The organism is Acinetobacter sp. CS-2, from assembly GCF_016599715.1.
Lineage (GTDB): Bacteria > Pseudomonadota > Gammaproteobacteria > Pseudomonadales > Moraxellaceae > Acinetobacter.
The window spans coordinates 216,489-229,170 of record NZ_CP067021.1 but is presented as its reverse complement, the minus strand read 5'-3'; the positions used below and the strand labels follow the sequence as shown (position 1 = coordinate 229,170).

Annotated in this window: 14 protein-coding genes and 3 pseudogenes; 10 read left to right on the top strand and 7 right to left on the bottom strand. The window is 40.7% G+C overall.

The features are described from left to right. Window positions 1-11: 11 nt before the first annotated feature. A complete protein-coding gene (locus JFY49_RS17205) occupies window positions 12-830 on the bottom strand; it encodes an AraC family transcriptional regulator (RefSeq protein WP_032073151.1) in 819 nt (272 codons plus the stop codon). Between the two features lie 251 nt (window positions 831-1,081). Beyond that, the gene (locus JFY49_RS17200) at window positions 1,082-1,645 is read right to left on the bottom strand and encodes a recombinase family protein (protein ID WP_032073152.1); all 564 of its coding nucleotides are present in this window, start codon (window positions 1,643-1,645) and stop codon (window positions 1,082-1,084) included. Window positions 1,646-1,703: 58 nt separating this feature from the next. Between JFY49_RS17200 and JFY49_RS17195 the strand changes: the two genes are divergently transcribed. Then, entirely contained in the window at window positions 1,704-2,408 is a 705-nt protein-coding gene (locus JFY49_RS17195) for an IS6-like element IS1008 family transposase (RefSeq protein WP_001067790.1), read from the top strand. A 78-nt stretch (window positions 2,409-2,486) separates the two neighbouring features. Here JFY49_RS17195 and JFY49_RS17190 read toward each other — a convergent pair. Then, window positions 2,487-2,834 (bottom strand): annotated as a pseudogene (locus JFY49_RS17190) (IS4 family transposase); the annotation flags it as partial. 89 nt (window positions 2,835-2,923) lie between these two features. On the opposite strand from JFY49_RS17190, the gene sul2 reads away from it, so the two are divergent. Both sul2 and glmM read left to right on the top strand, forming a co-directional pair. Beyond that, a complete protein-coding gene (sul2, locus tag JFY49_RS17185; protein ID WP_001043260.1) occupies window positions 2,924-3,739 on the top strand; it encodes a sulfonamide-resistant dihydropteroate synthase Sul2 in 816 nt (271 codons plus the stop codon). Between the two features lie 86 nt (window positions 3,740-3,825). Next, window positions 3,826-4,068: pseudogene (gene glmM, locus JFY49_RS17180) on the top strand (phosphoglucosamine mutase); the annotation flags it as partial. Between the two features lie 235 nt (window positions 4,069-4,303). Here glmM and JFY49_RS17175 read toward each other — a convergent pair. Further along, a pseudogene (locus tag JFY49_RS17175) lies at window positions 4,304-5,134 on the bottom strand (IS91-like element ISVsa3 family transposase); the annotation flags it as partial. Between the two features lie 63 nt (window positions 5,135-5,197). Between JFY49_RS17175 and JFY49_RS17170 the strand changes: the two are divergent. Further along, a complete protein-coding gene (locus JFY49_RS17170; protein WP_004897650.1) occupies window positions 5,198-5,902 on the top strand; it encodes an IS6-like element IS1006 family transposase in 705 nt (234 codons plus the stop codon). A gap of 418 nt (window positions 5,903-6,320) precedes the next feature. Here the strand turns inward: JFY49_RS17170 and JFY49_RS17165 are convergent. Next, a protein-coding gene (locus tag JFY49_RS17165) for an IS3-like element ISAba22 family transposase (RefSeq protein WP_148334530.1) occupies window positions 6,321-7,486 on the bottom strand; the annotation gives its coding sequence in 2 pieces (ribosomal slippage) (window positions 6,321-7,228 and window positions 7,228-7,486; 1,167 coding nt in all). Window positions 7,487-7,703: 217 nt separating this feature from the next. Here JFY49_RS17165 and JFY49_RS17160 point away from each other — a divergent pair. The 3 genes from JFY49_RS17160 (at window position 7,704) to JFY49_RS17150 (ending at window position 9,303) form a co-directional block, all read left to right on the top strand. Continuing rightward, the gene (locus JFY49_RS17160) at window positions 7,704-8,474 is read left to right on the top strand and encodes a hypothetical protein (RefSeq protein WP_032073134.1); all 771 of its coding nucleotides are present in this window, start codon (window positions 7,704-7,706) and stop codon (window positions 8,472-8,474) included. A 240-nt stretch (window positions 8,475-8,714) separates the two neighbouring features. Beyond that, entirely contained in the window at window positions 8,715-9,002 is a 288-nt protein-coding gene (locus JFY49_RS17155) for a BrnT family toxin (RefSeq protein WP_000438825.1), read from the top strand. Continuing rightward, window positions 8,989-9,303: a BrnA antitoxin family protein gene (locus tag JFY49_RS17150; protein WP_004728120.1), complete on the top strand. Its 315-nt coding sequence runs from the start codon at window positions 8,989-8,991 to the stop codon at window positions 9,301-9,303. Before JFY49_RS17155 ends, JFY49_RS17150 begins: the two co-directional genes overlap by 14 nt. Before the next feature lie 88 nt (window positions 9,304-9,391). On the opposite strand, the gene JFY49_RS17145 is transcribed toward JFY49_RS17150, so the two are convergent. After that, a complete protein-coding gene (locus JFY49_RS17145; protein ID WP_000172759.1) occupies window positions 9,392-9,922 on the bottom strand; it encodes a hypothetical protein in 531 nt (176 codons plus the stop codon). Between the two features lie 148 nt (window positions 9,923-10,070). Between JFY49_RS17145 and JFY49_RS17140 the strand changes: the two genes are divergently transcribed. Further along, the gene (locus JFY49_RS17140) at window positions 10,071-10,373 is read left to right on the top strand and encodes a type II toxin-antitoxin system RelE/ParE family toxin (protein ID WP_000286964.1); all 303 of its coding nucleotides are present in this window, start codon (window positions 10,071-10,073) and stop codon (window positions 10,371-10,373) included. Next, window positions 10,374-10,655, top strand: a complete 282-nt coding sequence (locus JFY49_RS17135; RefSeq protein WP_000985609.1) for an addiction module antidote protein — start codon at window positions 10,374-10,376, stop codon at window positions 10,653-10,655. It abuts the gene before it with no gap. A 79-nt stretch (window positions 10,656-10,734) separates the two neighbouring features. Here JFY49_RS17135 and JFY49_RS17130 read toward each other — a convergent pair whose 3' ends face one another. Next, window positions 10,735-11,154 carry an SMI1/KNR4 family protein gene (locus JFY49_RS17130; protein WP_001180106.1) on the bottom strand — a complete coding sequence of 140 codons (420 nt, stop codon included), beginning with the start codon at window positions 11,152-11,154 and terminating at the stop codon, window positions 10,735-10,737. 161 nt (window positions 11,155-11,315) lie between these two features. On the opposite strand from JFY49_RS17130, the gene JFY49_RS17125 reads away from it, so the two are divergent. Next, window positions 11,316-12,650, top strand: coding sequence for an ISNCY-like element ISAba32 family transposase (locus tag JFY49_RS17125; protein ID WP_108091255.1), 1,335 nt, complete (start codon window positions 11,316-11,318; stop codon window positions 12,648-12,650). Window positions 12,651-12,682: the final 32 nt, after the last annotated feature.

The following is a 12,682-nucleotide window of genomic DNA, read 5'->3' as shown; positions in this document are numbered from 1 at the left end:
AAATCGAACGGCTATCTTTTAATATTTATCATTTTCCATTGAGTGGGAGTTAAACCAAATGTTTTTATAAAATGTCTGGTCATATGACTCTGATCAAAAAAGCCTGCATTTAAAGCAGCATTAACAATAGACTCCCCTTGAGCAAGGTAGAACTTAACTGTTTCTAAGCGACGCATGATCATATAACGGTGTGGGCTAGTTCCAAATAATAATCGGAAATCACGAGAAAGGCTCCAGCGGTCACGATCAGCATGTTTCTCTAAATCTGACAAACTTAAGTTTTCATGTGGATACGCCAAAATACACTCACGCGCTCTCTCTGCTGCCTTGTAGTCAAATTTTTTGTTTTGGTTAGATGAAGTATCTGAAATTTCACACAGTGTAGTTGCCAAATCAAATAGAGCATCTTCCTCTTCTAGGGTATCCATATAATTATTTATATTATTTAGAAAGCTATCCATTGCCCTAAACAGGCGAATATCATTACTTAAGCCATGTCTGATAAAAGGCAAAGGTTTACCCTTTAAAATGGTTTGGATCATCGCTGGTTCGATGTAAATCATTCTATAGCGATAGCCATCTAATGTTCCTGATTCACCATCATGCTTTTCATCCGGGTGTAGAACCATAGTCATGCCTGGCAAGCTATGTTGCAATGTACCTTTGTAATGAAAGTTTTGAACTCCGGAAAGAGTCCTGCCAATAGCATAAGTATCATGTCGGTGAGGTTTATAAGCATAATTGGAAAGAAATGCTTCAATTCTTTCTAATTTATGATTTTGAGTGGGGGATCTCACAATCCAATTATTTCCACTGGAGAAATCAGGCATAATTGATGGCCAATTTTTCGTAGATTCTATTGTAGATTATTTTTCACTTTTCCTAAAATTAACATAATACACGTTATACGTAATGCTTGATATTTCTCTTTAAATATCATTATATTAAAGCAAGCCGTTCTGAAATATAGGGCACCAGCAGAGCGGCTTTTTATTGATTATTCATGTTCCACGCTTAAAATTCGAACAGTGTTTCATGATTTTTATAAGTTAAACTAAATTTAGTTGCTAATCCCAATAAGCTATTCACTAACTTGTAAATATCGGTATACCGCCTGACGACTAATCCCAAAAGCTTTCCCTAATGCCATTTTCGATGGATACTTCCCCTCCTTCCATGCTTGTCGTAAAGCTTCAGCTTGGTCAGGCTTTAGTTTATGCACCCGACCTTTGTACTTCCCCTGAGCAGAGGCGAGTTTTATTCCTTCCTTTTGCCGCTCTAAAATGATCTCACGTTCGAACTGTGCAAAAGCACCCATCATTTGAAGCATCAAATTATCCATCGGGGTGGATTCGGCTGTAAAAGTAATATTTTCTTTTACAAACTGGATGGCGATCCCTCGTTTGACCAGTTTATCTACTTCAGTGACCAAATCTTTTAGGCTTCGCGCAAAACGATCCATTGAATGTACAATCACCCTGTCCCCTTCCCGGACATAGTTCAACATTTCCTGAAATTTAGGTCGGTCAGTATTTTTACCTGAAGCACGGTCAACAAAAATCCGGTCGACCTCAATTCCTTCAAGTTGACGTCCAGTGTTTTGCTCGACAGAACTTACCCGGACATACCCTACTTTTTGGGGCACTGTTGCAAATAGGCTGACATGATAAGCTAAATATCTTATTTATTTCGAGATACAGCAGATGAATCCCTTCCATGGTCGGCACTTTCAAGGTGAAATCATTCTTTGGGCTGTTCGTTGGTATTGTAAATATGGCATCAGCTATCGTGAACTTCAAGAAATGCTCGCTGAACGGGGTGTGAATGTTGACCACACCACAATTTATCGTTGGGTTCAGCGTTATGCTCCAGAAATGGAAAAACGCTTACGCTGGTATTGGCGTAATCCTACAGATTTACATTCATGGCATATGGATGAGACTTATATCAAAGTGAAGGGGCGATGGACTTACCTGTATCGTGCAGTTGATCAACGTGGTCATACGATTGACTTTTACCTTTCCGCTAGACGGAACAGTAAATCAGCCTATTGTTTTTTAGGAAAAATCTTCAATACGGTGAAAAAATGGCAAATTCCACGGGTCATCAATACAGATAAAGCAGCGACCTATGGCCATGCTTTATCACGGTTAAAGCGAGAAGGAAAATGTCCAGTAGATATTGAGCACAGGCAGATTAAGTATAAAAATAATGTCATTGAATGTGATCATGGTAAGTTAAAGCGGATCATCAGGGCCACATTAGGATTCAAATCTATGAAGACGGCTTATGCCACAATTAAAGGTATTGAAGTCATGCGTGCACTACGTAAAGGACAAGCATCGTCATTTTATTATGGTCAGCCTCAAGGTGAAGTGTGTCTAATCAACAGGGTTTTCGGTCTCTAAGCACTTTTAAAAAGGAACTTCATCGACTCAAATCTCTATTTGCAACAGTGCCCTCAAATCTCTATTTGCAACAGTGCCCGCTATTCCACGATAAACGATTGCGAGCATCAGGATATTAATATTTCGTTTTCCCCATTTCCAATTGGTTCTATCTAAAGTCAGTTGCACTTGGTCGAATGAAAACATATTGAAAATCAACTGAGAAATTTGACGATAATCAAAATACTGACCTGCAAAGAAGCGCTGCATACGTCGATAAAATGATTGTGGTAAACACTTGATGGGCAAGGCTTTAGATGCAGAAGAAAGATTACATGTTTGCTTTAAAATAATCACAAGCATGATGAGCGCAAAGCACTTTAAATGTGACTTGTTCCATTTTAGAGATTTGTTTAAGATAAGATATAACTCATTGAGATGTGTCATAGTATTCGTCGTTAGAAAACAATTATTGTGACATTATTTCAATGAGTTATCTATTTTTGTCGTGTACAGAGATTATTATAGAAGCCCCCATGAATAAATCGCTCATCATTTTCGGCATCGTCAACATAACCTCGGACAGTTTCTCCGATGGAGGCCGGTATCTGGCGCCAGACGCAGCCATTGCGCAGGCGCGTAAGCTGATGGCCGAGGGGGCAGATGTGATCGACCTCGGTCCGGCATCCAGCAATCCCGACGCCGCGCCTGTTTCGTCCGACACAGAAATCGCGCGTATCGCGCCGGTGCTGGACGCGCTCAAGGCAGATGGCATTCCCGTCTCGCTCGACAGTTATCAACCCGCGACGCAAGCCTATGCCTTGTCGCGTGGTGTGGCCTATCTCAATGATATTCGCGGTTTTCCAGACGCTGCGTTCTATCCGCAATTGGCGAAATCATCTGCCAAACTCGTCGTTATGCATTCGGTGCAAGACGGGCAGGCAGATCGGCGCGAGGCACCCGCTGGCGACATCATGGATCACATTGCGGCGTTCTTTGACGCGCGCATCGCGGCGCTGACGGGTGCCGGTATCAAACGCAACCGCCTTGTCCTTGATCCCGGCATGGGGTTTTTTCTGGGGGCTGCTCCCGAAACCTCGCTCTCGGTGCTGGCGCGGTTCGATGAATTGCGGCTGCGCTTCGATTTGCCGGTGCTTCTGTCTGTTTCGCGCAAATCCTTTCTGCGCGCGCTCACAGGCCGTGGTCCGGGGGATGTCGGGGCCGCGACACTCGCTGCAGAGCTTGCCGCCGCCGCAGGTGGAGCTGACTTCATCCGCACACACGAGCCGCGCCCCTTGCGCGACGGGCTGGCGGTATTGGCGGCGCTGAAAGAAACCGCAAGAATTCGTTAACTGCACATTCGGGATATTTCTCTATATTCGCGGTTCAGCAGGCATGTCCCCTTTGAGGGCGACCCGACGACAGGATAATCGACCTTATGGTGCGCAAATATTTCGGCACAGACGGTATTCGTGGCAAAGCCAACGAAGGCGCGATGACGGCGGAAACCGCCTTGCGCGTCGGCATGGCGGCTGGCCGTGTCTTTCGTCGCGGTGACCACCGCCATCGTGTCGTGATCGGCAAGGATACGCGCCTGTCGGGCTATATGCTTGAACCCGCGCTCACAGCCGGTTTCACCTCGATGGGCATGGACGTATTCCTTTTTGGCCCGCTGCCGACAACGTATAGGAAGAATAAACGCCCTTTTCACCCAAGTCCAACAGCTTTGGACCGCAGTTGACTCTTTCGACACCCCTGCGATGCAACCCAATCCGGCTGACGGGGAGCCAGCAACGCTGAAAATTTACCCTCCTCTTTCCCACTAGCGGCTCCTTTTCCGACAACCAGCACGGCGGATCCCTGCCGCGGCGCTGTGAACGCAGCATTTTGATTGGTATCGTTGGCCTTCAGGCTCGTCAGTCAAACAGACCCAGGAGCAGCTCAGCCGGTGGCGCCCGGCTTTCGGGTAACGCCCTGGTCCCGCTGGTTTCGGCTTTGTGCTTCAGGTGATCAAGGATCTGCTTGATCACTATAGGGTCTTCAATGCAGGCGATGACTTTCATGGCGCCGCCGCAGCCGCTGCAGGTCTCGATGTCGATATTGAAAACACGCTTGAGCCGTTGCGCCCATGTCATCGACGCTCGCCGTTGTGCTGGTGTTGCCGGTTCATCAGCCACCCTGACCTTGTTGCCCCTGCCCCGTTTTGCCGGCGTGACCAACGCCCGGTGCCGACTGTTGGGTGCGAACACCCCGTGGAAGCGGGTTAGGTTGACTCTGGGCTTCGGTACCAGGGCGGCCAGCCTTGCAATGAAATCCAATGGTTCGAAAATGACGTGCGTGGTGCCGTCCCGGTACGGCGTCTTGAGCTGGTAGCGCACGTTGCCGCCTCGTGTTAACGACAGCCGCTTCTCGGATACCGCCGGGCGGCTGATGTACCGGCACAGCCGTTCGAGCTTCTTGCGTTCATCGGCCCTGGCCGCCACGCCGGCGTGCAGGCTGGACCCGGCTACCTTGCCAATCCCGTCACCGAACGGATCACCACTGGTCGGCAGAGTTTGCAAAGTGAACACCTTTCGCCCCGCCTGTGAACCGACAGCGATACGGTAAGTGATCGAGTGCCCCAGCAGGGGTGTCATCGGGTCGTCATCCACCGCATCCGAGGCCAGATAGCTGTTTTCGACATCCCGTTCCAGCAGGCCTTGCCGTTCCAGATAGCGACCCACCCGGTGGGCGATGGTGTGCGTCAGCGGCACTGTTGCAAATAACCACGAATGGTAAGCTGAAGACTGTTTTAGCTAAAGGTGCAGCATATGAATCCTTTCCATGGTCGGCATTTTCAGGGCGAAATCATTCTTTGGGCTGTGCGCTGGTATTGTAAATATGGCATTAGCTATCGTGAACTGCAGGAAATGCTGGCCGAACGGGGTGTGAATGTTGATCACACGACTATTTACCGTTGGGTTCAACGTTATGCTCCTGAAATAGAAAAACGTTTACGCTGGTATTGGCGTAATCCTACAGATCTGAGCTCGTGGCATATTGATGAAACCTATGTAAAAGTGAATGGACGATGGTCTTATCTGTATCGTGCAGTCGATCAACGTGGCGATACCATTGATTTTTATCTTTCTTCTAGACGTAATACCAAATCAGCATATTGTTTTCTTGGAAAAATTTTAAATAATGTGAAGAAGTGGCAAATTCCACAAGTGATCAACACGGATAAAGCACCCACATATGGACGTGCTTTATCACGGTTAAAACGGGAAGGTAAATGTCCACCAGACCTTGAGCACAGGCAGATTAAGTTTAAAAATAACGTGATTGAATGTGATCATGGCAAGCTAAAGCGGATCATCAGGGCCACATTAGGATTCAAATCTATGAAGACGGCTTATGCCACAATTAAAGGTATTGAAGTCATGCGTGCACTACGTAAAGGACAAGCATCGTCATTTTATTATGGTCAGCCTCAGGGTGAAGTGTGTCTAATCAACAGGGTTTTCGGTCTCTAAGTACTTTTTAAAGGGAACATCATCGACTCAAATCTCTATTTGCAACAGTGCCAATTATAACGCATTACGTATAAGGTGTATTATGTTAATTTTAGAAAATCTTTCTAATCAGAAATTTAGTTTTCTATTAAGTTCTATAGTGCGGATCTAAGCGTAATACTGTATTCACATCATATTCAGCATCAAAAAAATCACAAATTTTTGATACCTTACCTTTAATTAATAATTTCTTATCTAGATAGATGATCAATTTATTTTTATTTTTATCGAATATTACTCTTCCCCGAGGTACATCGTCATATTCAATTTCCCTTAGCTCAGAAAATTTATTTCGTAATTCATCCCAATAAGATACATGGTTGTAGGCACTATCAATTGATATACGCTGAATTATCAGGAGACTTTCCCTTGGGAGATTCTAGGCAGCCAACTTATAAAAGTCTTCGGCCATTTGATTTGGTGTCTTAAAACCCAAACCCTTTTGAATTCTTCGATGATTATAAAATAATTCAATGTATTTTATAATATCTGCTTTGGCTTCTTCTCTGGTTTGATAGTTGTAATGATGCACTAACTCATTTTTCAGTATTCCCCAAAAGCTTTCAATCGGTGCATTATCGTAACAGTCTCCGCGCTTGCTCATTGAACCTTGAAAACCATATTGCTCAAGTATATTTCGATATTCATGGCTGCAATATTGACTTCCTCTGTCTGAATGCACAATCAGTTCTTTGGTTGGTTTTTGATTGTGAATAGCCATATTTAGCGCATTACAAACAAGCTGTGCTGTCATGCGCACATTTAAGCTATAGCCAACCACTTGTTTCGTGTAAAGGTCTTTTACCGCTGCTAAGTACAGCCATCCTTCAACAGTCCATATGTACGTAATATCACTTGACCATGCTTGATTTGGTCTAGTCATTGAGAATTGTTGCTCCAGCAGGTTTTCATAGATCGCTCGATTATGGTCACTATTCGTAGTCCTTTTAAAACGCTTGTGTCGCTTACAATACAGGTGGTTCAGCGCTTTTATCTGACGTACAGCGTACATACTCATTTTTATGCCCTGAGCTTGTAAGTATTTGGTTAATCGAATATAACCATAGCTCTGCCTTGTCTCCTCATGGGCTATTTTCACCAATATCGTCTGTTGATTTCGTTGAATCGTTCTTTTGCTCACGCCTCTCTTGAGCCAATCATAAAAACATGAAACTGAAACATGAAGTAATCGAGCCATTAAGGTAATTGGAAAAGAATATCTTTTTTGTTTCATATAGGCGTACCTTACTGACTTTCTTTGGCAAAGTACGCTGCTGCCTTTTTTAAAAATTCACGTTCCATTTCAGCTATTTTGAGCTGTTGTTTGAGTTTTTTATTTTCTTCGAGTAGAGCGTTTAGATCAGGTGAATACTGTTTTGTACCTGCTAAAGTTCCAGCCTTTGCTTTGGTATTCCAATTTGAAAGAGTTTGCATTGAAATGCTAAGTTGTCTAGCTGTTTCCGAGACATTGCCTTGATTGGCTTCAATTAATTTGATGGCTTCAGCTTTAAATTCTGTGGTGTAAGTCTTGTGTTTCTTGCTCATGGTAAACTCCTGATGAGTGTGTTTAGTTTACCAAGTTAAAACCTCCTGTTTTTTCAGCACACATCAAATCATACCTAAAGAATCTGAGCTATTAATATCAAACTCATGAGAAATACCAAGAACTTGATTTTTATAAAACCAAAATATACCTATTTTCAATGTTATTCTCCTAAGTTTTCATATATAACTTAAAAAAAATTAAGCAAGTAAACATACTATGATTGAATACTCAGAAAATTTAAATAAATTAAAAAATAACCTTATTACACATAAGGATTATCACCCTCTTTTACAAAAAATCAGCTTACCTTTCATTCCAGATTTTTTAGATAGTTCTTTTGACCAATCCAAAAATAAAGTAGTAATTGTTGGCCAAGAAACTTCTGGATGGGGGAAATTGAAATTAGATAGCTTTATATTAGGAAATTTAAGTACAAATGAATTAATTTCTGAAAGTAAAATTAGATACCGTAATCTTTATGAAAAGCCACCTGTGAGATCACAATTCTTAAAATTCTTAGGTAAAGTCAAAGAAAAAAATAATAACGAGTATATACAATGGTTAAACTTCTACTTCTTTGATTATAATAAAAAATCTTTTAACTTATTGAATTCAAAAAATAAAAGTATAGATTTGTATGAGCATCTTAAAGATATATCAATAGAAAACTTAGTAAATCAACTTGATAGATTAGAACCTAAAAATATTTTTTTCTTAGGTGCATATCATGGAAATTGGGAACAGTTGAAACTCAATTATGTTAATGACGAAGATATTCTTAACTTCAAAGAATCTATAGAAGGATTTAGCGTAAGATTCTGGAATAAAAAGACTTTAGTAATTCGACTCCCTCATCCTGCTTCTCGTGTTCCAAATAAAGGAAAAATTCAACAACAAGCTTTAACTTACTTTGATATTTTTAATAATCAAGCGGAGCAAAATCCTGAAAAATTTAAAGAATTGATAAGAGATAAATTACTTAACTAAAATATATTTAACATAATGGGCGTTATACGAAATGCACAAATTGAAAAATATAAAAATCAAAAACTTATGATATAAATTATTTGCTCGATGATGTTCAAAAGCCGACTTGGAAACAAGTCGGCTTTTTTATGAGCAGTTTTGATAGTTCTTGCCAATAAATTTGACTAAAAATTACGCTTCTCAACTTGAGTTATACAATTTTGTGATACATTATTGTATATACAAATTTGAATGTTTTTTATGGAACAGTATTTTGAATGGGATGAGGCTAAGAATCGAAAGAATCAGAAAAAGCATGATATCTCTTTCGAAACTGCAAGCCTTGTTTTTGAAGATCCATTACGGATCTCAATCCAAGACAGACATACCGATGGTGAAGAACGTTGGCAAACCATTGGACGAGTTAAAGGCGTACTAATGTTATTGGTGGCTCACACCATTTTTGATGAAGATGACTGTGAAATCATACGAATCATTAGTGCAAGGCAAGTGACTAAAGCGGAGCGAAACAAATATGAGCATGGTTAGATACTCACGCAAAGAGCTGAATGAGAAATTTGGTGAGAAGCAAGATGCTGAAATTCAACGCTTGCTTGCTAAAGGCACGGTTCCTGATGATCAGCTAGATCTATCAGATATTCCTGAAATTACCGATTGGAGCAGTGCTGTACGCCAAAATCAATTTTACCGCCCAGTGAAGCAACAAACTTCAATTCGGTTAGATGCTGATGTACTTGCTTGGTTCAAAGCACAAGGCAAAGGTTATCAAACACGAATGAATGAAATTTTACGGGATGCTATGCTGAAAGAATTAAAAAATCATCAATAAAAATGGGAGCTTAAGCTCCCATTTTTGACTTCGCATAACGCCCATTATGTTAATTTTAGTTTTCCTTAATACGACAAAAATATCTACTTCATTTCACGAGAATTTCTTTTGCTAAAAGTTCTTCTTTCGTTACACCGAAATATCTTATTTCTAATTTAGGCCTGCCTAACATCTTTAAAAGATTGTTTTCATCATTTATATTTTTTATAGCTTTGCTTACACAATCAATTACGTCATTAGTTTTAGAAATAGCTTCTTTTTCAGATACTTGATCGCTTACTTTTCGAGATATTAAGTCATCAAAATATATCCTATATTCTTCACAAACTAGATAAAAATAAGGGTCTAATCTATCTAAATCATATTCAGATTCAAAGGGTTTACGATCTAATAAATCTTTTTCAGGATAAATAATCAATTGTCCTGCATCGAACCAAAACTCCACAGAAAAATTATCAAACTCAATTCCATTTAAATCATTACTAAAATTTTGAAAATACTGTAATAAAAGATTTTCTATATCCTCTAAAAACTCTTTATTCTTAATATCAAATATTAAAGATTCATTAGAAATAGCTTTGATACAATCTTCTTGAATATCTAACCCCTTTAAAGTCATTTTTACTCCATTTAAATTTTTAGGTTTTGGTGCATTAAGAATTTTGATTAACTTAACATAATGGCGGTTATACGAAATTCACCGTTTCGAGCCCCAAATATCAAGTTTATTTCTTGCATAAATGTATCCTATAGGATACATTCTACTTATGTACTCAATATATACCACTGAAGTCTTTGATGACTGGTTCACCAAGTTAAAAGACCAGCAGGCAAAAAGACGCATACAAGTCCGAATTGATCGGGTTGAAGATGGAAACTTTGGAGATACTGAGCCGGTCGGTGAAGGTGTTTCTGAATTACGTTTCTTCTTTGGGCCAGGCTATAGGATTTATTACTGCAAGCAAGGGCAAAGGGTTGTTATTCTCTTAGCAGGCGGAGATAAGTCTACGCAAAGTAAAGATATAAAACTTGCCCTGCAATTGGCACAAGATTTAGAGGAGGAGCTATAAATGGCTATTAAACTTCGCAAATGGGACAGTGCTGAGCATCTTAAAACAGAGGATGATATGCAGGCTTACTTACAAGCATGTATTGAAGAATCTAATGGCGATGCCGCATTCATTGCAAAGGCTTTAGGTAACATTGCAAAAGCTAAAGGAATGGCTCAATTATCACGAGATACAGGCTTAGGCCGAGAAAGTCTTTACAAAGCACTTTCTGGTGATGTTAACCCTAGTTTTGATACTGTGATTAAAGTTGTAAAAGCACTGAATTTACGCTTAGCAATTTAAAAAAAGTTATTAAAAAATGGAGCTTTAGGCTCCATTTTTTAATTTCGTATAAGGTGTATTATGTTAATTTTAGAAATTCTTAATTTCCATCTATCCAAACTTGCTTGATCCAATCTGCTAAATCTTCCCACTGCTCATCGCTATATCCATCTGCTGTCCAATATCTAATTTTATGATTAGGAGATAGGCAATAATAACTACCATTATCTTCACAAATAGGTAGCCAATCTTCTGGCAGACCTTGCTCCCTAGCATCATTTAATATCTGAGATAGCCCTCGATAGCATTCTTTCTCATCTGTAAGAGACGCTAATTCAATTGTTCCATAAAAGATATTGCTAATCTCTTTCAAAACTTTTTTATAATCTTTTGGAAAAATAAAACCTATTTTTCGTTCATAAGCAGATATGAAAATATCATCAGGTAGTTCTATGTTTAGACGACTATTCCCAGATAGTTCTTTTAATTCTTGAATAATGTTATCAAGCTTATTTTGCATATACATTCTGCTCTATCGCATTAAAGTTCTTACTACAATTTAACATAATGGCTGTTATGCGAAACGAGATGTTAGAACCCATTTAAAGTGTCTATATTCTCACCAATAAAAATGTCTAGTTTATGATGGCTTAAACATCATGGACTGGATATGAAATATAGATGCTGATCACTATGTCTGACAAAGAAATTCAACGTCTTGCTGTTCTGCAAGACGTTCGAGATCATCGTATTACACAAGTCCGTGCTGCTGAAATCCTTAATCTTTCAACCCGTCAAATTACCCGGTTATTACAGAAGCTCAATCAAGATGGTGTTTCAGGTATGGCGCATGCCAGTCGTGGTCAACCTGGCCATCGTCGCCATGATGATTTATTAAAATCAAAATGTCTTTCCATTATTTCTGAACATCTGCTGGGATTTGGACCTACCTTGGCCCATGAGAAGCTCAGCAGCATGTTTGACCTGAATATCCCGGTAGAAACGCTTCGGCGCTGGATGACTGCAAATGACCTCTGGATTCCACGATCCAAGCGCCTTAAACGTCCATATCAGCCACGTTATAACCGGGATTGCTTCGGTGAGCTAATCCAGATTGATGGCTCATATCATGACTGGTTCGAAGGACGCGCTGCTAAGTGCTGCTTGCTGGTTTATATCGATGATGCCACTGGAAAGCTGTTGCATCTGCGCTTCTGTGAGGCGGAAACGACCTTCGACTATATGCTTTCAACCCGAGCCTACATTGAACAATACGGTAAGCCTCTGGCCTTTTATAGCGATAAACATTCGGTCTTCCGAGTGAACCAGAAATCGAGCCAGGACAGCCAGATCACGCAATTTGGGCGGATTCTGAATGAGTTAAATATTGATATTATCTTCGCCAACTCACCCCAGGCCAAAGGCCGTGTGGAACGTGCCAATAGAACACTCCAGGATCGCCTGATCAAGGAAATGCGCCTAGAAGGTATCTGTTCAATTGCCGAGGCAAATGCCTGGCTGCCCTGCTTTATTGAGCATTTCAATCAGAAGTTTGCCAAGTGTGCGCGAAACTCAAAGAATTTACATCGGCCATTAACCGAATCTCATCTTGAACTGGATGATATTTTTACCTGGCAGGAACCGCGTAAGGTCACCAAGAATCTGACCCTGACCTATGACAAATGTATTTATCTGCTTGAACCGACAGAGCTGAATCATAAGCTTGTTGGGCAATATATTTCATTTCTGGAGTACCCAGATGGCACTGTGGCCCTCATGCACGAGGGACGAAAGCTCAACTACAGCATTTTCAATAAATTAGCTGGGCTACAGCAGAATGAGATCGTTGAGAATAAACGGTTAGGTACAGTTCTGGCACATATTCAGCAACAGCATGAAGAGTTGGAAAAACAGAATAAACGTTCCCGTCTCAAGAAAAGTATGCCGAGTCGTAAAGCTCAGAAAGCTGTTATTGAACAAAGAAAGTTAAATCCTGTGCTTGACTCTTGTGGTTAAAAACAGGACATTTTAAATGGTTTATCGCATAG

Bases quoted from the DNA above. Each gene is read 5' to 3' on its own strand.
- JFY49_RS17155 (WP_000438825.1), top strand. From the start codon at position 8,715: ATGGAACAGTATTTTGAATGGGATGAGGCTAAGAATCGAAAGAATCAG.
- JFY49_RS17130 (WP_001180106.1), bottom strand. From the start codon at position 11,154: ATGCAAAATAAGCTTGATAACATTATTCAAGAATTAAAAGAACTATCT.
- JFY49_RS17195 (WP_001067790.1), top strand. From the start codon at position 1,704: ATGAATCCCTTCCATGGTCGGCACTTTCAAGGTGAAATCATTCTTTGG.
- sul2 (WP_001043260.1), top strand. From the start codon at position 2,924: ATGAATAAATCGCTCATCATTTTCGGCATCGTCAACATAACCTCGGAC.
- JFY49_RS17205 (WP_032073151.1), bottom strand. From the start codon at position 830: ATGCCTGATTTCTCCAGTGGAAATAATTGGATTGTGAGATCCCCCACT.
- JFY49_RS17150 (WP_004728120.1), top strand. From the start codon at position 8,989: ATGAGCATGGTTAGATACTCACGCAAAGAGCTGAATGAGAAATTTGGT.
- JFY49_RS17170 (WP_004897650.1), top strand. From the start codon at position 5,198: ATGAATCCTTTCCATGGTCGGCATTTTCAGGGCGAAATCATTCTTTGG.
- JFY49_RS17160 (WP_032073134.1), top strand. From the start codon at position 7,704: ATGATTGAATACTCAGAAAATTTAAATAAATTAAAAAATAACCTTATT.
- JFY49_RS17140 (WP_000286964.1), top strand. From the start codon at position 10,071: ATGTACTCAATATATACCACTGAAGTCTTTGATGACTGGTTCACCAAG.
- JFY49_RS17145 (WP_000172759.1), bottom strand. From the start codon at position 9,922: ATGACTTTAAAGGGGTTAGATATTCAAGAAGATTGTATCAAAGCTATT.
- JFY49_RS17135 (WP_000985609.1), top strand. From the start codon at position 10,374: ATGGCTATTAAACTTCGCAAATGGGACAGTGCTGAGCATCTTAAAACA.
- JFY49_RS17125 (WP_108091255.1), top strand. From the start codon at position 11,316: ATGCTGATCACTATGTCTGACAAAGAAATTCAACGTCTTGCTGTTCTG.